The 21,517-nt window shown below is 33.5% G+C and carries 18 protein-coding genes; 11 read left to right on the forward strand and 7 right to left on the reverse strand.

The features are described from left to right. The first annotated feature begins 31 nt into the window (after positions 1-31). The 11 genes from gmd (at position 32) to P8V03_RS09075 (ending at position 13,160) form a co-directional block, all read left to right on the forward strand. Positions 32-1,075: a GDP-mannose 4,6-dehydratase gene (gmd, locus tag P8V03_RS09025; protein ID WP_261672003.1), complete on the forward strand. Its 1,044-nt coding sequence runs from the start codon at positions 32-34 to the stop codon at positions 1,073-1,075. Positions 1,076-1,109: 34 nt separating this feature from the next. Next, complete coding sequence (fcl, locus tag P8V03_RS09030; RefSeq protein ID WP_261672002.1) at positions 1,110-2,048, forward strand: GDP-L-fucose synthase; 939 nt, start codon at positions 1,110-1,112, stop codon at positions 2,046-2,048. A gap of 29 nt (positions 2,049-2,077) precedes the next feature. Continuing rightward, positions 2,078-2,887: an alpha-1,2-fucosyltransferase gene (locus P8V03_RS09035; protein WP_318797921.1), complete on the forward strand. Its 810-nt coding sequence runs from the start codon at positions 2,078-2,080 to the stop codon at positions 2,885-2,887. 35 nt (positions 2,888-2,922) lie between these two features. After that, positions 2,923-3,558, forward strand: a complete 636-nt coding sequence (locus P8V03_RS09040) for a galactosyltransferase-related protein (protein WP_318797922.1) — start codon at positions 2,923-2,925, stop codon at positions 3,556-3,558. 310 nt (positions 3,559-3,868) lie between these two features. After that, the gene (locus P8V03_RS09045) at positions 3,869-4,861 is read left to right on the forward strand and encodes a glycosyltransferase family 4 protein (RefSeq protein WP_318797923.1); all 993 of its coding nucleotides are present in this window, start codon (positions 3,869-3,871) and stop codon (positions 4,859-4,861) included. A 4-nt stretch (positions 4,862-4,865) separates the two neighbouring features. After that, a complete protein-coding gene (locus P8V03_RS09050) occupies positions 4,866-5,801 on the forward strand; it encodes a glycosyltransferase family 2 protein (RefSeq protein WP_318797924.1) in 936 nt (311 codons plus the stop codon). A 519-nt stretch (positions 5,802-6,320) separates the two neighbouring features. Beyond that, positions 6,321-6,623: a hypothetical protein gene (locus P8V03_RS09055; RefSeq protein WP_318797925.1), complete on the forward strand. Its 303-nt coding sequence runs from the start codon at positions 6,321-6,323 to the stop codon at positions 6,621-6,623. Positions 6,624-6,690: 67 nt separating this feature from the next. Beyond that, on the forward strand, positions 6,691-7,395 hold the full coding sequence (locus tag P8V03_RS09060) for a DNRLRE domain-containing protein (RefSeq protein WP_318797926.1): 705 nt from the start codon (positions 6,691-6,693) through the stop codon (positions 7,393-7,395). Between the two features lie 325 nt (positions 7,396-7,720). Then, the gene (locus P8V03_RS09065) at positions 7,721-10,138 is read left to right on the forward strand and encodes a U32 family peptidase (RefSeq protein WP_318797927.1); all 2,418 of its coding nucleotides are present in this window, start codon (positions 7,721-7,723) and stop codon (positions 10,136-10,138) included. 80 nt (positions 10,139-10,218) lie between these two features. Further along, positions 10,219-12,579, forward strand: a complete 2,361-nt coding sequence (locus P8V03_RS09070; protein WP_318797928.1) for an endonuclease MutS2 — start codon at positions 10,219-10,221, stop codon at positions 12,577-12,579. Positions 12,580-12,692: 113 nt separating this feature from the next. Next, on the forward strand, positions 12,693-13,160 hold the full coding sequence (locus P8V03_RS09075; RefSeq protein WP_318797929.1) for a 2-thiouracil desulfurase family protein: 468 nt from the start codon (positions 12,693-12,695) through the stop codon (positions 13,158-13,160). A gap of 74 nt (positions 13,161-13,234) precedes the next feature. Here P8V03_RS09075 and P8V03_RS09080 read toward each other — a convergent pair whose 3' ends face one another. From P8V03_RS09080 to P8V03_RS09110, 7 genes are all read right to left on the reverse strand, one after another. Then, on the reverse strand, positions 13,235-14,281 hold the full coding sequence (locus P8V03_RS09080; RefSeq protein WP_318797930.1) for a hypothetical protein: 1,047 nt from the start codon (positions 14,279-14,281) through the stop codon (positions 13,235-13,237). 613 nt (positions 14,282-14,894) lie between these two features. Then, positions 14,895-16,949, reverse strand: a complete 2,055-nt coding sequence (locus tag P8V03_RS09085; protein WP_318797931.1) for a hypothetical protein — start codon at positions 16,947-16,949, stop codon at positions 14,895-14,897. 171 nt (positions 16,950-17,120) lie between these two features. Then, a complete protein-coding gene (locus tag P8V03_RS09090) occupies positions 17,121-17,642 on the reverse strand; it encodes a hypothetical protein (RefSeq protein ID WP_318797932.1) in 522 nt (173 codons plus the stop codon). 162 nt (positions 17,643-17,804) lie between these two features. Continuing rightward, entirely contained in the window at positions 17,805-18,752 is a 948-nt protein-coding gene (locus P8V03_RS09095) for a glycosyltransferase family 2 protein (RefSeq protein ID WP_318797933.1), read from the reverse strand. Between the two features lie 129 nt (positions 18,753-18,881). After that, the gene (locus tag P8V03_RS09100; protein WP_318797934.1) at positions 18,882-19,871 is read right to left on the reverse strand and encodes a glycosyltransferase family 2 protein; all 990 of its coding nucleotides are present in this window, start codon (positions 19,869-19,871) and stop codon (positions 18,882-18,884) included. 130 nt (positions 19,872-20,001) lie between these two features. Continuing rightward, positions 20,002-20,466 (reverse strand): hypothetical protein, encoded by a 465-nt coding sequence (locus P8V03_RS09105; protein WP_318797935.1) that lies wholly within the window; start codon positions 20,464-20,466, stop codon positions 20,002-20,004. A gap of 157 nt (positions 20,467-20,623) precedes the next feature. Further along, positions 20,624-21,472: a hypothetical protein gene (locus P8V03_RS09110; RefSeq protein ID WP_318797936.1), complete on the reverse strand. Its 849-nt coding sequence runs from the start codon at positions 21,470-21,472 to the stop codon at positions 20,624-20,626. Between the last annotated feature and the right edge of the window lie 45 nt (positions 21,473-21,517).

Below are 21,517 nucleotides of genomic sequence, written 5' to 3' on the forward strand. Positions count from 1 at the left end.
AAAAACTAAACATTAGAGAGTGTGAATTGATATGAAAAAAGCGTTAATAACAGGTATAACCGGACAAGATGGTTCTTATCTAACAGAATTCTTGTTAAATAAAGACTATGAGGTTCATGGCATTATAAGGAGAGCAAGTAATTTTAATACAAAGAGAATAGATCATTTATTTGAAAACCCGGAGATAGGCAATAAGAGATTATTTCTTCATCATGGAGATTTAATTGATTCAAGTAACTTAAATCGATTGTTAGAAAAAATTCAACCAGAAGAAATATACAATCTTGCGGCACAAAGTCATGTTCAGGTATCCTTTGAAGTTCCGGAATATACCACAGATACCAATGCTACAGGTACTCTTAGAATATTAGATGCTATAAGAAAAAGTGGACTGTATTGTAAGTTCTATCAGGCATCTACTTCTGAACTTTTTGGAGGATTAGTAGATACTGCACCACAAAGCGAAAGAACTCCCTTTTATCCTAGAAGTCCCTATGCAGTAGCAAAGCAGTACGCCTATTGGATTACTGTTAATTATAGAGAGGCTTATGACCTATTTGCTTGTAATGGTATTTTATTTAACCACGAATCACCAAGAAGAGGAGAAACCTTTGTTACAAGAAAAATAACTAGGGCAGTAGCAAATATAGTGGCTGGAAATCAGGAAAGGCTTTCCCTGGGAAATATAGATGCTAAAAGAGACTGGGGATATGCAGGGGACTATGTGGAAGCTATGTGGTTAATACTGCAGCAGATTAAGCCTAGAGATTATGTCATTGCCACAGGAGAGGCCCATACAGTAAGAGAGTTTGTGGAACTAGCCTTTAAGGAAGTAGGTATAGATATAGAATGGAAAGATAACGGCATAGACGAAAAGGGAATAGATAAAAAGACAGGAAAGATTCTTGTAGATATAGATGAAAGATATTTTAGACCTACAGAGGTTGACTTATTATTGGGGAATCCATCGAAAGCGGAAAGAGAATTAGGCTGGAAGAGAAAGGTTGATTTTAAAGCTCTAGTGCATATGATGGTAAAAGCGGATTTAAAGGAAATAGCAGGTCTAAATTTATAGAGTTAGCAAGCAATTAATATAGGAGAGTATGTTAATGAATAAAGATAGTAAAATCTATGTAGCAGGACATAAGGGACTTGTAGGCTCAGCCATAGTCAGAAATCTAAGAGCTAGAGGATACGAAAATATAATTGGAAGAAGTCACAGCGAGCTGGATTTAACAAATGCTGATAAGGTAAGAGAGTTCTTTAAGGAGCAAAAACCAGAATATGTCTTTCTAGCAGCAGCAAAAGTTGGCGGTATAAATGCTAATAATAAAGCTCCAGCAGACTTTATTTATGAAAATTTAATGATAGAGTGTAATGTAATAAAGGCGGCTCATGACTCCAAGATTAAAAAGCTTCTATTTTTAGGAAGTTCATGTATATATCCTAAAATGTGTCCACAGCCAATAAAGGAAGAATATTTGTTATCTGGATATCTTGAAGAAACAAACGAGGGATATGCACTTGCCAAAATATCAGGATTAAAAATGTGCCAGTTCTTTAAAAAACAATATAGGGATAATTTCATAAGCGTTATGCCAACTAATCTTTACGGACCTAATGATAACTTTGACTTGCAGACATCTCATGTAATGCCGGCCCTTATAAGGAAATTCCATGAAGCTAAGATTAATAATAAACCTTATGTAGAGATATGGGGTACAGGCAAACCTCTTAGGGAGTTTTTACATGTAGATGATATGGCTGATGCCTGTGTTTACCTTATGGAGAATTATGATGGTGAAGAGCATGTGAATATTGGCACAGGAAGAGAAGTTACAATAAGAAAGCTAGCAAAAATAATTGCAAATATAGTTGGATATAAAGGTGAACTAAAATTTGATGACAGCAAACCTGATGGAACACCTAGAAAATTATTAGATGTTAATAAACTAAATAGTCTTGGTTGGAGATATAAAATAGAACTGGAAGAAGGAATAAAAGAAGTATACCAATGGTTTATTAAAAATTATCCAAAAGATAATTAGAAGAGACGCTAGAAAGGAGAAAACTACAAATGATTATAGTGCCAGTAGGTGGAGGGCTAGGCAATCAGTTTTTTCAATATGCCTTAGGAAGAAGATTAGCAATAGTAAATAAAGCGGATGTTAAATTCCAGATTCCAGTGTATAAACAGAATTACTATAGAAACTACTGCTTAAAATATTTTAATACAATAGAAAATATAGCAGACGAAAAAGAAATAGAAGAGATGAAAAAGCGATGTTATATATCTGAAAAATATTTTCATTTTAATAAAGAAATATTAAATCTGCAGGGAGATGCTTATCTACAGGGGTATTGGCAAAGTGAAAAATACTTTAAGGATATTGAAGAGGTAATAAGACAAGAGCTTACACTAAAAAATAAATCAAGTTTACCCAATGTGGAAATGGCTACTAAAATCCAAAACTGTAATTCCATAAGTCTTCATATTAGACGAGGAGACTATTTGTGGGTACCAAACTCTATAATTAAAGAACTTTATTCTTTAGAGTATTACCATAATGCCGCAAATATAGTTGCAAGTTCAATAGATGAACCTCAGTTCTTTATTTTTTCTGATGATATGGAGTGGGTAAAACAAAATCTTAAGTTAAAATATAAAATGACCTTTGTTGATATAAATGATAATGATAAGAATTATGAAGATTTGAATTTAATGAGTTTATGTAAACATCATATAATAGCTAACAGTACCTTTAGCTGGTGGGGAGCATGGCTTGGAAAAAATAATAGTAAAATCGTAATTGCCCCTAGAAACTGGTTTAATAATAAAGACATGAATACTTCGGATTTAATACCAGAATCATGGATAAGGATTTGATATATTTAAATATAAATATGAAAGGATGCTTTACTATGTTTGATGAAAAAATTTCGGTACTCATACCTTTTAAATCTGATGGTGGGTACCGTGAAAAAAACTGGCAATGGATAAAAAGAAGATATGAGGCTTTGCTACCTAATGCTGAAATATGTATAGGTAACTCAGATATAGAACCCTTTTCTAGATCTGCTGCAATAAATGATGCTGCAAGAAAAGCAACTAGAGAAACATTTATGATTGCTGATGCAGATATATCCTTTGACACAAAACAAATAGAACTTGGCATTGGTGCACTAAAAGATTATGTTTGGGTATTGCCTTTCGTGCATTCAAATTTTCTAAAGGAAGATCAAACAACTTGGCTGCTAAATCAAGAACCTTCTATAACTATGAGTGATATTGATTTTACTGGGTGTCATACTTGTACTGGTATAAATAGTCAGATAGTTATAGTACCTAGGCAATATTTTGAGAAGGTTGGAGGATTTGATGAACGGTTTAAGGGATGGGGATGTGAAGACGATGCATTCTTAATGGCCATGTATAAACATTGTGGTGCCAATACACGGCTAGATGGATTCAGTACATGGCACTTACATCATCCTCATGCATCTATGGATAACTACGGTAATAACTTGAGTATTTTACAGGATTTTTATCTAAAATAGTCTACCAAAAGTAGTAGTACCCTAGCAAGTAAAAAGATAATTTAGAATTTATAGGGTTCCAAACAGAAAAGTAAATATTTATTATTTAAAACCTAAGGATTTAAACTATATAAGGAAATGTATAAGGTAATTTTCTGACTTGGAACCTCTATATACACTATAGATTTTTTATGGTTAAAAGTAGATATCAACTTCTTTAAAGTTGATATCTCAAATAGAATATTCTAATAATTCGTGATATTGATTAAAAGTATTGCATAATAATATTTTAAGACTATAGTAATATATAAGCTTTTAGGGGGATTTGCTTATGAAGATACTACTTTGCGTAAGAGGAGATTATTATAGAAACTTTGCAGGGGATTCTGTGCAAGTCATAAAAACAGCAGAACACCTGAAGAAAATGGGAGTAAGTGTAGAGATAAATAATGGCCATATAGTGGATTACTCTGGTTATGATATAGTACATTTATTTAACTTGACCATGATAGGAGAAACATATAAATATTTTAAAATAGCTAAGTCCTATAAAAAAAATATAGTACTGTCTTCTGTATACTGGGATTTTAAAAAATACTATAATCATATTAATGATTTAGAAAGCATTAAGTTATGGGATAGGTGCAAGGTATATAGAACGGAGATATTAAGAGGATGTAAGATGGTATTTCCTAACAGTAAGGCTGAAGGAGAATTAATACAAAAAGAATTTGGGGGATGGGTTCCCTGTACTGTAGTTTACAATGGAGTAGAAGTGGAAAACGATGATGTACCCCTTTATAATTTCAAAGGAAGACATAATTTAAATAATTATGTCCTATGCGTTGGCACAATAGATAAAAGAAAAAACCAGTTGCTTCTAGCTAAAGTGTGCAGCGATTTGGGAGCTCAATTAGTTTTAGTTGGAAACATAGGAGATAAAAATTATTTTAATGAATGCATGAAATTTAAAAATGTAGTGTATCTAGGATTTATGGATAATTATAATGTGTATAATGCCTACAGGTTTGCTAAACTTCACGTACTGCCATCCTTTCTAGAGACTCCAGGTTTATCATCATTAGAAGCTGCAGCAAGTGGATGTAATATAGTATCAACAATTGAAGGTTGTGCTGAAGAGTACTTTAAGAAAATGGCACTTTACTGCAATCCCTATGATATAGACAGTGTCTACGAATCAGTTAGACTTGGAATGAAGCAAAATAAGAATTGTAGTCTAAAGTCCTATGTTACAGAAAATTATAATTGGGATAAATGTATAAAAGTACTCTATGAAAGCTATTTAAAAATAGGGGGAAACTAATACTATGCTTAGTAAAGTAATTTATTCTAAGGAAGAAAGCATTATTGATAACGATAACAGTGGCTTTTATGCCTCAGTTATAGTTCCTTGTAAAAATGAGGTTGACAGCATAAAATGGACAATAGATTCTATAAAAAACTCCCAAAATAATCTGTCCTATGAAATCATCATAGTTGATGATGGTTCTACAGATAGAAGCTGTAATTTTATAGATGAAAATAAAGAAGCTTATAAAAATATAAGAATTATAAGAACCGAAAATGGGGGAACAGCCGGTGCCAGAAACATAGGTGCAGAAGCGGCAGAAGGGAAATATCTATTTTTTTGTGATGCACATGTAAAAGTGCCAGATTATTGGATTGATAACCTAATAGAAACCCTGGAAAAGAATGATGCTGATGCTGTAGCTGCAACTATAAAGGTTATGGATGGAGAGGCTAGAGGATATGGTGGAACCTGGAATAATAAGCTTCAATTTACGTGGTTAGGAAAGCCTGAAGAAACAGTTGCAGAGATACCTTTTTTATCTGGTGGAGCTTTAGCAATTAAAAGAGATGTTTTTCAGGAGATTGGTGGATTTGATAAAAACTTTGAAGTTTATGGTGTTGAAGATCAAGAAATATCCTTAAAGCTATGGTTATTTGGTTATAAAGTGGTGATTAACTGCTCTGTTGAAGTAGAGCACCTCTATAAAGAGAAACGGTGTTACGAGGTAACCTATCTTAATGTACAATATAACTTCTTATGTATGGTGTATTCACACTTTGGTTATGATAATTTAGTTAAAGCAATAAGGGCAGCAAAAGAACTTCCAAGCTTTGATGAAGCCATGGCAAAGGTGATAGTAAATGATAATATATTTAAACAAAGAAGAGATTATTTTAGTAGAAGAAAATATGATGAAAATTATTTTATACAAAAATTCAATATACAATTTTAATGTTGAGTAGTGAAATTCTCCCTTTGTATAGGTGGGTAAGTTTTATCCGATGACTACCCGCTCTAATACTCCCTCTTCTCTAAGAGGGAGTATTAGAGCGGCCACGTCCCTGGATTCGTTCAACTAAGAATCAGATGGAGTTGAAACTCCATCTGATTCAAGTTTCCACTTCATTAAAAATATATTTTAAAATAGAATTATAAATTTATAAATGGGCTGTTGAACTAATTTGAACCGCCCCCTGTCAAGTAGACAGTTAGTGGTTCACTATTTTAGTGCGACAGCCCATTTTACTCTATGACTATAGTAGCTTTGTATAGCTTATGCCTTTTTCATTTGTGAACACTCCCAACTATATCCTAAATAAGCTAACACCAGTCGCGTAGTTATATTTAACTCTAATAAAAAGAGCTTAGCTTAACTGGTGCTCTTACAATATAATTTTGTAACCAATTCAATCCCAGTACATATATTATTATTGGGGATAACCTAATAATATATACAAAAGAGGGGATTTTTATGGCAACAGTTTTAAGTAAAGAACTAGATTTAACCTTAAATCAGACTAGTGAAGGCACAGAAGTTACTTCAATAGTGACTGCAACAGGAGTAGAACCAGATTATGATTTTGTGGTATTGGTAGATGTTTCTCTTGTTAGAAAAAGTGCACCAGAAGTAACTGAACACTATTTTGTAGCTCATAAGTACCCTGCAGGAAGTTGGACTGGCACTGATACTTTTCAACTTGCAATTACTCCTGCTATGTTAGATGCTGATACAGCAACTGCGAAGGCATATGGATCATATGCGAAAACAAGCTAGCTAAATATAAAGGGTTTGAAGATTTATACTTCAAACCTGAACATAAATTTTTCTAGGGGTGTTGTATATGCCATGTTTAGACATTCCAGCAACTAAAAGCTTAACAGTATCAAGTAAATATCCAAATAGTAATATTAATAATAAGTATATATATATTGGAAATGAATGTTCAGTCAAATATATATGTTATTTATACAATGATAAGTGCATATATGCGAGAAATGAATGTTTAGCTAAATATATAAGTTACTTATATTTTGATATATCTTCGATACCAGGAAATATAAAAAATATATATGCTACTTTAGTTTTATTTAAAAAACCTATATTATGTGATGAAATATTATATGATGAAGATGATGATTATGATTACAGCTCTAACAATTATGACAAGCATAAGTTTAATAATAGGTATATAATATATCCCTTATCAGAATATTTCAGTGACTATACAACTTATAAAAATAGACCTAAATATGATTGCTCACTTGAAAAAAGTTTTTTTATAAATGAAAAAAATATATGTGAAGAAATTGATATAACCCCTATTGTATCTAATTGGATAAGTGGAAAAATTCCTAATAAAGGACTAATGTTTAAGGGAGAAAAGAAAATCAAAAACTTAACAAAATTTTTTTCTGTACTAAATAGGGATATTAAGGAAATACCTTTTATTAAAATATATTTTGAAACAGAAAAGTGTTTTATTCCCTTTACTGAACTGAGCTGTACCTACTCCTTATTTCCTCAGATAAAAGAAAAAGAAACTTAATCTTATATTAAGTTTTTCAGAGGGGCTGTCCCACTAAAATAATTAGTGGGACAGCTTTTTGTGTAAAAAAAATAAATCTCCCACTGGGAAGAGATTTATATAGGGTACAAAGATAGAGGCACATAATATAAACAACCTACATAATAAAATTCAGTCATCTTCAGCCTAAAGAGACATAGAGTATTGGTTGAGAAAGATTAAAATCAGTTTGAAAAGCTAATAATATAAAGGTATAATAAAGAACGTATCATAAAACTTTTAAAGATAAATTTACATAGAAATTACTTAATAAAAAGCATATGACTAATATTAGGAGAGATAAATAATGAAAAAAATAGAACTTTTAGCACCTGCAGGTAGCATGGAAAGCTTATATGCAGCAGTGCAGGCTGGGGCAGATGCAGTATATCTAGGTGGAAATAAGTTTTCTGCTAGAGCATATGCATCAAATTTTGATAATGAAAACATGACTAAGGCATTGGAATACTGCCATTTATATAATGTAAAAATGTATGTTACTATAAATACAATTTTGAAGGAAGATGAAGTAAAGGAAGCATTAGAATATGCTAAGTTTCTATATAAGATAGGTGTAGATGCACTTATAATTCAAGACTTAGGATTTGCAAATTTAATAAGAAAAAACTTGCCTAATTTCGAACTACATGCCTCCACTCAGATGACTATACATAATGCTGAGGGGGCTTTATTTTTAAGGGAATTAGGATTTAAAAGAATAGTACTTTCAAGGGAATTGTCTTTAAAGGAGATATCCCACATATCCAGGGAACTAGGAGTAGAGACTGAAATATTTGTTCATGGTGCTCTTTGTGTGTGTTACTCAGGTCAGTGTCTAATGAGCAGCATGATTGGAGGAAGAAGTGGAAATAGAGGAAGATGTGCTCAATCCTGTAGACTTCCAAATACTATTATAGATAAAAGGACTATGACAGAAAGAAAGGGATATTTACTAAGCCCTAAGGATATATGTACAATTGAAGATGTAAAAGATATAGTAGAAAGTGGTACTTCTTCACTAAAAATAGAAGGAAGAATGAAAAGACCGGAATATGTGGTAGGTGTTGTTCAGGCCTATAGAAGGGCTATAGACAATGCTTTAGGTATTGAAAGAAAGTCAATGGAAGAGATAAACTTTAAGGTAGAGAAAGAAAAGAAGAAGCTTCTTCAGCTCTTTAATAGAGAAGGTTTTTCAAAGGCATATCTCTATGGTAATGTAGGAAGAGATATGATGGCATATACTTTCCCTAAAAACACAGGAGTAGAGCTTGGTAAAGTACAGAAGGACTTAACAGTTGTATTAAAAGAGAATATATCTATTAAAGACGGTATAAGAACTGAAGAAGAGGGCTTTACTGTATCTAAGATAATAAAAAATGGTAAAGAAGTAGAAGATGCCTTTAAAGGGGATAAGGTAAAGCTAATGCCACTGCAGTATAAAAGCGGTAGCATACTTTATAAAACTTCTGATGTGAAGCTATTAAATGAACTAGAAGAGGTTTATAAAAAGCCTTTTGAAAGAAAAGTTCAATTAAATTTATCAGTAAGGTTTAGAGTAGAGGAACCAATAGAATTGAGTTGCTGCTATGAAGGTGAGAGTTTAAAGGTCACAGGAGAGGTTGTACAAAAGGCATTAAAGAAGCCTTTGGATAAAAAAAGAGTTATAGATAGCTTAAGTAAGGCTGGAGATACACCTTTTAAATTTACAGATATTAGCTTTCAAGAATTTGATAATGGTTTTTTACCTATATCTGCCTTAAATGAGGTAAGAAGAAGCTTAGTGGAAAAGTTAAGTAAACATATACTAGATAAAAATAGTAGTAACATGGATTATAGCTATGAAAAACAGACTATTAAAAATGATATTGTAAGCAGCAAAAGTTTGAATGAAGATAATTTGAACAAAGCAGTAGAAATTAATAGCTATTCGCTGCCAGAAACTATCGTTTATGTAAGCAATGAAGAACAACTTAGAGCATTTATAGAATCTGACTTTAGATTTGTGGCAGTAAATCCCTTTAGTCTTTTAGACTTTAGTTCTTTAGACAAATTAAAAGAAAGAAAGGTATTTATAAAAATACCTAATATAATAAGAACTGAATTTGAACACTTAATTAAGCAAGTACAAGAAAACTTGGATAGAGTAGAGGGCGTAATTACAGCTAACCTAGGAGCTATAAGTAGATTAAGAGGTAAAACCAACATAATAGGAGACTATAAACTAAATATATTTAATAGTGAGGCTTTAGATTTCTACAAAGATTTTCTTATTGGCAGCTGTTTAAGTGTAGAGTTAAATAAAAAAGAAACGAGAAGCTTGGTTAAAAAGGCCAAATTACCTACGCAGACATTGGTTTATGGAAAAATTGAATTAATGGTCAGTGAGTATTGTCCTATAGGAAGTACTTTTGGTGGCAAATGTTCAACTAACAGTTGTAACAATGCTTGTAAAAGGGGAGAATTTGTGTTAAAAGATAGAAAGGGAGAAGAATTTGTACTTGGAACAGATAGATTTTGTAGAAGTTATATTTATAATAATGTGCCTATCAATTTAATTGACAATATAGGTGAATTAAGAGATATGAATATAAATTCTTTTAGAGTTGATTTTATAGATGAAAGCTATGAAAGAACTAAAAAAATCCTAGAAACCTTAAAAAATGAGGAATGGAAGGATGATTTTAGTCAGTTTACAAGGGGACATTACAAAAGAGGCGTAGAGTAAAAATCAGGGACTTTATAGCTTAAAGATAAAATGGAATGATTTAAATTACACAGGCAATCTGTATAAAGGTGGTAGAATAAATGAACGAAAAATCTCTGAAAATTTTAGAGTTCGGTAAGATTAAAGAAGGACTGAAAAGATACACAGTTACAAAGGCAGGTAAGGATTTAATAGATGAATTAAAGCCTTATGATAACATATATGAAGCAAGGGAACACTTGGAAGAAACAAAGGAAGCATTGAGATTGCTTGTGACAAAGGGAGCACCTCCTTTTGAAGGAGTTTACGATGTAAGAGAAGGAATAAGCAGGGCAGAAAAGGGATCTTCTCTTATGCCAGCACAGCTTTTAAGAATAGCGGCAATGCTTAGATCTGCAAGAAGATTTAAGGAATATGTAAGTCATAAAGAAGAAGAAGAAGCTTTCAGAGTAATTGAGGATATTTGTGAAGGCATTGTTCCACTTAAAAAGTTAGAAGATGAAATATTTTTAGCTATAGAATCAGAGGAGGAAATTTCAGATAGGGCCAGCTCAACTCTACATAATATAAGAAAATCTTTAAAAGATAAGAATTCCTCTGTAAGAGACAAGGTTAACTCTCTTATAAGAAGCTATTCTGCTTATCTTCAAGATACTCTATATACAATGAGAGGAGACAGATATGTTCTTCCTGTAAGAGCAGAGCATAAAGGAGCTGTACCAGGACTTGTTCATGACCAAAGCTCCAGCGGGGCTACCTTATACATAGAGCCTATGAGCCTTGTTAACTTAAACAATGAAATAAAGGAGCTTATGCTTAAGGAAAAGGCAGAAGTAGAGAGAATACTTGCAGAGCTTTCTGGTAAGGTTTATGAGAATAGAGTAGTAGTAAGAAACAACGCAAGCATTATATGGGAGCTAGACTTTATATTTGCAAAAGCCAAGTATGCCAGTGATACAAACTGCACAGCTCCGATAATAAATGATGAAGGTATAATTGATATAATAGAAGCAAAACACCCACTTATAGATAGAAAAATAGCTGTTCCAATGAGTATGTATTTAGGCAGAGAATTTACTTCTTTAGTTATAACAGGACCTAACACTGGAGGAAAAACTGTTACCCTAAAGACAGTGGGACTGCTGCATATTATGGCTTTAAGTGGACTTATGATTCCAGCTAGAGAACACTCTACTGTAAGCTTTTTTAAAGAGGTATTTGCAGATATTGGAGATGAACAGAGCATAGAACAGAGTCTATCAACCTTTTCATCTCACATGACTAACATAGTAAACATAATTGAAAAGGCAGATGAAAAGTCCTTAATATTATTCGATGAATTAGGAGCTGGGACAGATCCTACAGAGGGAGCAGCACTAGCAGTATCAATTCTTGAGCATTTAAGAAAAAGAGGCTGTAGAATAGTAGCTACAACCCACTATAGTGAACTTAAAGCCTATGCATTAAAAACAGAAGAAGTAGAAAATGCTTCTGTTGAATTTGATGTGGAAACCCTTAGACCTACTTATAGATTGCTAATAGGTGTTCCAGGTAAATCAAATGCCTTTGAAATATCTAGAAGATTAGGACTTCCTGACTTTATAATTGGAGACGCGAAGGAAAGCATAGCAAGTGAAACTCTTAAATTTGAAGATTTAATTCAAAGTCTGCAGGATAAGAGTATTAAAGCTGAAAACTATGCTAGAGAAGCAGAGGTTTTAAAGCTTGAAGCAGCAAAACTTAAGGAAAAATATGAAGAAAAGCTATATAGTCTTAATAATGCTAGAGAAAAGGCTATAATTGATGCACAAAGAGATGCAAAGAGAATATTAAAAGAAGCAAAAGAAGATGCAGATAAAATAATTAAAGATATGAGAGAATTAGAAAAGATGGGCTACGGCTCTGACGCAAGACAAAAGCTTGAAGAGAAGAGAAGAAATCTTAAAGATAAACTTGAAAATGCAGAAGAAAAGGCAAACAGGGTTAAAGAGGAAGATGGAGAGGAACTTAAAACTGTTGGCGAAGGTCAGGAGGTTTTTCTACCTTCTTTAAACCAAAAGGTTATTGTTCTATCTAAACCTGATAGCAAGGGAGAAGTTCAAGTTCAAGCTGGAATTATGAAGATTAATGTTAAGCTTAAGGATCTAAGAGCCACAAAAGGTCCTTCTAAGGAAGAAAAGAAAATAGCAAAAAGAGAAGCTAAGTTAAATTTAAGATCTGTTGCAAGCTCCGTGGATTTAAGAGGAATGGATTCTATGGAAGCTGCCTATACTGCAGATAAGTATTTAGACGATGCTTATATGGCAGGGCTTGCGGAGGTGAGCATTATTCATGGAAAAGGAACAGGGGTACTTAGAAATGCAATTAATGATATGCTTAAGAGACATGCCCATGTTAAGAGATATAGACTTGGAGAGTATGGTGAAGGTGGAACTGGGGTTACTGTGGTAGAATTAAAATAATTTAAGAGAGAGTAACTAATAGTTTATTAAGGATACCTTATATAAAAGTTGCCAAAAGTTTTTCATTACAAAAACTTTTCAATTGAATTTGTAGAGTTAAGTGAGGTGAGTTTATGATTATAGTAAGTGCCTGTTTATGTGGAATGAACACAAAGTATAACGGCGGCAATAATTTAAATGAAAAAGTATTGAAACTTGTTCGTGAAGGCAAAGCAATACCAGTTTGTCCAGAGCAACTAGGGGGACAGAGTACTCCAAGAGCTGCCCACGAAATATTTAAGGCTACAGGAGCAGAGGTATTAGATGGGAAGGCAAGAGTAGTTGGACCAGAAGGTGACGATGCAACAGAGGAATTTTTAAAGGGAGCTTATGAGACTCTAAAGATATCTAAAGAATGCAGTGCAAAGGTAGCTATACTAAAGGCTAGAAGTCCTTCCTGTGGACATGGAAAGATTTATGATGGAAGCTTTAGTGGCGACAAGATTGATGGTAATGGTGTTACTGCAGAGCTTTTAGAGAGAAATGGCATTAAGGTTTATACTGAGGAAGATAACCTAGAAGATATTATAAAGACATTGTAAAGAAATTATGAAGAAATTATTTTTAATTGTTATAAAAGGATGCTTCAGATAAACTGAGGCATCCTCTTTTACTATTAATCCCTAGTTAATTCTAAATAGTTAGCAACAATTCTTACGGTAAAAGTACGAGGTGGAGGACAAGGATCATCATCAAATACGAAGCAGAATTTACCAGCGTTTAAGCTAGGAATACAGTTTGGACCGTCACCAGTAAATAGTCTGCAAACCTTAATAGATATAAGTCTCTTTTGATCATCATAAACTAATACTCCAATACTAACGTGTTTGTTTGGACAAACATTTACTAGAGTAACATTTACATCTAAGAATCTACCTGTGCAGTTTAAAGTTATATTGTCAAAAGCTTCTGATTTCTCTAATTCACAATCAGCATATACTACAGACTTTTGGTTTACAAAACAGCAAGGACAAGGTGTAGGAGTAGGAGCCGCTGTTGTAGGTGCAGCAGTAGTTGGAGCAGCTGTAGTCGGAGCTGCAGTGGTAGGTGCTGCTGTAGTAGGAGCTGCAGTGGTAGGTGCTGCTGTAGTAGGAGCTGCAGTGGTAGGTGCTGCTGTAGTAGGAGCTGCAGTAGTAGGAGCCGCTGTAGTCGGTGCAGCAGTAGTTGGAGCAGCCGTAGTTGGTGCTGCAGTAGTAGGAGCAGCAGTAGTTGGTGTTATTAGAGTACAGCTTGGTCCTGTTATAACTCCAATAAAACATGTCTCTGGTGATGGGTCTCCTCCGCCAGTTTTTACAGCTACATTAACATCAGCTTGTTGAAAACATCCATTTATGGTGAAGGTATAGATTCCTGTAACGTTATTATTGTTAACTCCATTATATTTGATTCCATTAAAAGTTGTAATAGGAGGTGGTGGAACAGTATTAGATAAACATGATCTAAAAGTTCCAGTTTCTGCTGTAATACCAGCAGGTGCGGAAAAGCTAACTACGTCTTGCACAGGATTAGAACAAAGTTGAAGAACCCAATTACTAATTTCCCCTCCTGGTGGTGATGTTGTAGTTATAGAAACTGCATATCTCCAAGTTTGAGTATTATTTGAATTACAAACGGCATCAATAAAAGTTATTGTATAACCGGCAAGTGTAACACTATTTGCCATATAAACATCTCCTCTATAAAAGTTTTTTCAATTTTATTAATTGTATATCATCTTTTCAATATAATTTTGCTGAGGATATTAATATTAAATTATAAATATCCTCTTAGGATCATTAAGCTGTCATATCGTAGTGTTTAAATTAAAAAAGTCTAATTTTTGAGCTTGTACATTATTAGCTTTGTTTGGTAATGTCATCTGATGAGGAACTGCAAGATTGTCTGTGCCTAATGTAGTAATACTTCTTAGAGTTTATTCGCATACAATCTAGAAATTTTTTCATAAATGGGAAATTAAAAATCACCTCATTGTAACTTTTAAAGTATATTTCATAGATTTCTTAGTTCATTTTGAACATCAGTATATGCGTAAAGTAACTAAGAAACATCTATGTAATTAGATTTGAGAGGTAAATATATACTAAAATAAAAATGAATTAAAAATTAGTAGATTATCTCTACTTTAATATATGTAATATTTTATAAAGTGCTAATAAAATAAGTAGAATATTTTAGATAAATATCATTAAAATTTTAAAAAATAACCTTTAAAAATTTTTGGAGGTAGGCCTGATTCCTATGGAGTGGTAAACAATATGAATCAGGCAAATAGCATACTATCCTTCTAGATAGTTAGCAACAACTCTAACTGTAAGAGTACGGGCTGGAGGACAAGGATCATCATCAAATACGAAGCAGAATTTACCAGAGTTTAAGCTAGGAATACAGTTTGGACCGTCACCAGTAAATAGTCTGCAAACCTTAATAGATATAAGTCTCTTTTGATCATCATAAACTAATACCCCAATACTAACTTGCTTGTTTGGACAAAGGTTTCTTAGAGTAACATTTACATCTAAGAATCTACCTGTGCAGTTTAAAGTTATATTATCAAAGGTTTCTGATTTCTCCAATTCACATCTAGCATATACTACAGCTTTTTCATCTACAAAGCAACAAGGACAAGGTGTAGGGGTAGGAGCTGCAGTACTTGGAGCAGCAGTAGTCGGAGCAGCCGTTGTTGGAGCTGTGGTAGTTGGAGCTGCAGTAGTCGGTGCAGTCGTTGTTGGAGCTGTGGTAGTTGGAGCAGCAGTAGTTGGTGCAGTCGTTGTTGGAGCTGTGGTAGTCGGTGCAGGTATGCATTCTGTTTGAATAAAGAATACATCTGGATTTTGATTTCCATTTAAAACAAAACGGTTATCGCTCCAGCCATGATATAGCGTATTTCTAGGCCCAGCGATTATCTGATTATAGTCACCCATATAACATCCTGAAACAGCAGTATCAAAATTAGGATTAGTAATTGGTACTGGTGAAAATACTGTGCTAACCTGACTTTCAGCACTTAAACCCTCTGTGATAGAAAAACTCTTTTTAAATAATGCAAAGGTATCATTTCCAGTGTCGCCTACATTATTGGGATCATTAAAGCGATTGTAGTGTATATGAGCTCTGCCGCAATTAAAAGCAACAGATGGGAAGAATTCAGTAGATATACTATTAGTAACTGGAGTTGTAGTCCAGCTATTACCACCATTAGTGCTGTAAGCTAGGAATATATTCGACTGAAACTCTTCTAAACTAACGCTAGCATTCCATACCGCGTAAAGTGTACCATCAGGGGCAACAGCAGCATGTGGGAACTCATTTATTCTAATGGATCTATTAAAATCTGGTGGAACAGCAATTACAAGTGTGTTACAGGCTACAGCATTTCCAGCCTGAACAAAAGGACCTGAAACTAGCATTGGAGAACTAAAGTTAACACCTCCGTCTGTTGACTTAACCATATAGATGAAGCCATCTAAAGAATTTAAATCAATTTGTTCATAGAATACATATATATTCCCACTATGATCTATTACTGGAAAAGAACCGGAAACATAGGTTGTTAAAGGATTTAGAGTAGTATGAGCTATAGTTTTACTTCCGATTATTTCTGTGGGAGTTGCACCTGTTGTAAATTTAGAGAACCTGATTGTTGTTAATTCCTGTGAACCCTGTTGTAGAAAATCACTCCAAGTAATATAGAGGGCCTGTGAGTCAGTTTGATTTTTATCAATACCAACGGTTATCCATTCTTTATCTTGAAGCCTATTTGGCAGAGATTGTCCCCTACCTACTACAATAGGATTATTAAATTGTAATGTTCTATTTGTATTATTTACTTGGGCAGTGTTAACAATTATTACAGATTCACCTGATGATAGCGTTCCAAGATGTCCATAGTAGAAAATTCCTTGATTATCTATTGCTATAACAGGATCTCCACCATTGTCTATAATATCTCCTCCTATAGGTACGGAGCCGCAATCACACCAGGTAACCCCACTATCGCTTGAAAATCCATATCCTGAAAAACCTGTGGGAGCATCATTGGAGTCATTAAATCCAAAAAGAATAAATTCGCCAAAGTAAGCTAAGCTTGTTTCACTTTGGGTTATATTTGGATACTCATTAGCATCTATGGAAGATGCGTTAACCTGTCTTTCACCAGGAGAACCTGGACCTGAGTTGCCATTTCCGCAGTTAGGGCAAACATCGCCTGTAGGAACTATGTCTTTCGTTATTTTGGGGATTAAAGCACCTTTTTTAAAAGCTAAAGATGTTTCTGGTTCCAGTTTACTTAAAAGTTCAATGGCAAGTTTCTTTGGTACAATATTATCTGGCAATTTAATTCACTCCTTTAAAACTATGTGCATCTGTTTATTAGCTAAAGCCTATCCGATATAACATTTTTCAGGTTTTTAGAATACCGATCGTGACCGGATAGGCAATGTATAAGTTCCATATAAAGCTTGAGTTTAATATACAGAAGCTAGTAGTTAATATATTAAACTCCTTTATCTTTCTAAGTAGTTAGCAACAATTCTAACAGTAAGGGTGCGAGCTGGAGGACAAGGGTCATCGTCAAATACAAAGCAGAATCTGCCAGCATTTAGAGTTGGTATGCAGTTAGAACCGTCACCAGAAAATAATCTACAAACCTTCAAGGATAGTAGGGTGCTGCCTTCGTAAACTAATACTGCTACAGCAATACGCTTATTTGGACAAACATTTCTTAAGGTAACATTTACATCTAATAGTCTACCTGTGCAATCTAAGGTTACATTATTGAAGGTTTCTGTTTTTTCCAATTCGCATTTATCATATGTTATAGGTCTTTGCTCTGCAGAGCAACATGTGCAAGGTGCCTGAGTTGGTGCGGCAGTTGTTGGTCTGACAGTAGTAGGTCTGGAGGTTGTTGGTCTAGCAGTAGTCGGCCTAGCGGTGGTTGGGCAACAGCATTCTGAAGAGGTACTTATCTCCTCAAATCCTTCGTATAAAGGAGAATCGATATTTATTGCTTTACTATTTTCATCCATAACGACATTATCCTTTCTTTAATTTTTTAGTGATATATTAGGCAATAAGACTTGCCTAATATATCATATGGCCAATAAATAATAATGTTCACAAATTGTATAGGATTTACGTTTTTATTTACACAACATTAAAAGCTTATATTTAACTTAGCACTGCTAATTTTAAAATTTAATATCAAATTTATTAAAAAAGTAGTTTTCATCAAATTTCCGTCTACTAAAATAATCTCTTCTTTGTCTTAATAAATCTTCATTCAGCATTACTCGTGCTAAGGCTTCAGGAAACCCTGGAGTATCTTTTACCATGTCAAAGGCCCTAATTAGGTTTTCGATACCAAAATGGGAAAAGGCCATGCATAAGAAGTTGTGCATGAAATCTATGTGTGTCACACCATAGTTGTTAGTTAGTTTAAATAAGTGAATTACTTCAACAGAGGAGTCAACAACAATTTTATAGCCAAAGAGCCATAATTTTAATGAAATTTCCTCATCCTCTTTTCCCCAAACTTCAAAATGCCTTTCAAAGCCGCCAATAGTATCAAAAGCAGTTTTACGTAGTCCGAAAGCCCCGCCAGGAGCCAGGGCAACTTCTTCACCGTCCCGTTTAGGTTTACCTAGCCAAGTAACTTGGAGCTTTTCACGCCAGGTTTCTCCGTAGCCTACGCCACCGCCTACGTTATCTTTAATTGCAGGAACTACAACATCAGCGTTGTTTTCTTCAAGAGTTTTTATAAGCTTGTCAAGCCAATAATCGGGAACTGTTACATGGGCATCACAGAAAAAGATATATTTACCGAGAGCATTGTCGCCACCCAAATTTCGTGCTGCTGATGGCCCTAAATCTTTTGATGTGAAAAGTCTTAGATTTGGGTAAACATCTCTATTATTGTTTATAAAATCACAGCTTCCGTCCGTTGAACCATCATCAACTACAATAATCTCAAAAGATAGCTGATTTTTTGAATTCGTTATAGACTCCACCGTGTTTTTTAAGTTTACTGACTCATCCCTACAGGGAATAACTATAGAAACATCATAAGTATAGGTGTTTTCAGCATTCAAAACATTGATTTTATCAAGCTCATTATCATAAAACATTTCTGAACTCATAAAAATAAATTCCTCCAGTTATATTTCTAAAATCTTAAACAGAAAACATACTATTTAGGATAGACTTAGAAAGTACTATTTAATGCTATTTTCATAATTTGCTGTTTACCTAGATTTATAGGTTAGCAACTAAAATTCAATATTGAATTTATCAAAGAACCAGTAATCATCGTATTTTCTTCTGGAGAGATAATCCTTTCTTTGCTTCATTAAATTTTCATTAGTCAGTGCTTTAGCAGCAGCTGTAGTAAAAAGTTTGTTTTGGCTTAAGGCAATTATAGCTTTAGAGAAGTTCTTATCACTGAAATGAAAATAGCAAAGGCATAAATAATTGTACATGATATCTGCATAGGTGACTTTATAGGAATTGTTAACTTTAAAGAGATGAGCAATTTCCACGGAGGAGTCTACCACGATTTTATAACCGAACAACCATAGTTTTAGTGAAAGTTCTTGATCTTCAACACCATAAATTTGTAAATTATTATCAAAACCTTGCACAGATTCAAATACGTCTCGTTTTATTCCAAAAGCACATCCGGGAGCTAGGGGTATTTCTGCAGTATCTTCTGAGGGCTTATCAAGCCAAATAAAATTGAGTTTATTATTCCAGGTGCCACCATAACCCTTATAATCACTGCCTATGGACTTTACTGCTGGAACTATAGCTTGAGCATTTAGGTCATTTAGTGTTTTTACAAGTGTGTCCAGCCAATTGTCAGGAACTTCAATATGAGCATCACAAAAAAATAAATATTTGCCTTTTGAATTTATAGCACCTATATTTTTGCACTTTGCAGCTCCTATGGTATCTGAATATATAACAGTGATATTTCTATTAAGCTCTTCATTTTGTTTTAAAAAATCGCAGCTTCCATCAATTGACCCATCATCAACTATAATTATCTCAAATGTAAGATTATTTTTCGATTTAACAATAGATTGTATTGTCTTTTCTAAGTTATTAACTTCATTTCTTAATGCGATTATGATTGAAACATCAGGGGAAGCAAGAGTATCTTTAGGTAAGTTATTTATATTTTCTATCTGATAGTCTTCGTTAACTTCAACTGGAGTTGATTTTTTTCTATAGTCTAGAGATAACTTGTTTGAGAACATCAGAGTATTTCCTCCAATCATAATAAACTTATATTGTGATTTAATATAGTTGCTTATTAAAAGTCTGAGGCATTAAGCTCCAGACTTTCAAATATCGTATTAAATATAGAGGTGCTTATATTTCTAGGTATTATCTTTCTAGGTAGTTTGAGACAACTCTTACAGTAAAAGTACGGGGGCCAGGGCAGGAGTAATTCTCATCAAATACAAAGCAAAATCTTCCGGCACTTAGACTTGGTATACAGTTAGGTCCATTTCCGGTAAACAGTCTACAAACTTTGAAAGACAGAAGTCTATTCTGTTCATCATAAACTAATACTCCTATGGCAACTAATTTATTTGGACAAATATTTCTTAAAGTAACGGCAACATCTAAGAACCTTCCAACACAATTTACTGTAGCCTCAATATTTTCTTCTGCAACTAGTTCACACTTATCATAGTCAACTCTTCTTTCTGTTGAGAAACAACATGGACAAGGAGTTGGTGTTGGTACAGCAGTAGTTATAACTTCCGAAATATATTCATCTGCAGCAAATTCTTCATATAATGGTGAGTTAACCTTTATTATTTTTTCACTTCCGTCCATTAACATTCACTATCCTCTTATTTAATATTTAGTAGGCTTATAACTTTGCCTAATAATATAATATTAAAATCAGCTGCATTATGTTCAACATATAATGAAATTTTATAGAAAAGTTCCAAGGGACGATACAAAGGGTATGGTTATCAACAACAGATCTAGAAATTTAATACTCATTTAGCCTTCTAATTAGTTCGAATATGGATATTATAATTACATCATTTATATTATACTTGATAAGGTTATTCTGGTCATGATGTCTATTGTGACTACGATGTTTGCGATGTCTATCATGTCTACGATGTCTGTGACCTTTAATAGATTTATCAGTTGTATCACTTTCATCTTTTATAATCAGATTAGATTCATTTTGAGTAATTTCCTCCTTGGAGCAATTTTTTAAGAACATATCTATGAGGTTGGTTAACACTGCCAAAATCAAATGAGAATTAGGTTTCATATTTATCCCCTCTTTTTTTCTTTTTTTCCTGTGGGAGAGATTTATTACACTAACGTCTTCTACTATCTCAGCATTGTCTGTGGTTATAGTGTTATCATCTGTTGTAACAAAGCAACTTTTTTTATCTTCTTCACTTACACTAGAAGTTAGTTCAATGAAATTTGAAGAATTTTGCTCATCCTTATGGCATTCAGGTAAATCTATGAATATGTCTTCAATAGGTTGGCATGGCAAAGCTAAAGAGGCACCATCATTAGGTATAGGGCTATCACAGCAGTTGTAGCAGCCTTCGTCAGAGATACAATAAGGAGCTGAAGATATTAATGAATCTATGTAGCTGCAATTGAAGGGGCTGCAACTTACTTGTGCATTTATATTTATTTTTTTCTCTACTTCACAGGAAGAAAAGGACACATCATAAGTATTGCAGTCTGGTAAATATGAACACATATTAACAGATACATCTATTTTTTTATATGTTTCACAGTTAAGTAAGTTAACTGACTTCTCATTATATTGACTTGGTTTATTACAGTTTGGTGATTTGTTTTTCATTTTAAATCTCCTTTATCAATCACTTAAAACAAAAGAACTTATAAT

Source organism: Clostridium tanneri (genome assembly GCF_033659955.1).
Lineage (GTDB): Bacteria > Bacillota > Clostridia > Clostridiales > Clostridiaceae > Clostridium_AM > Clostridium_AM tanneri.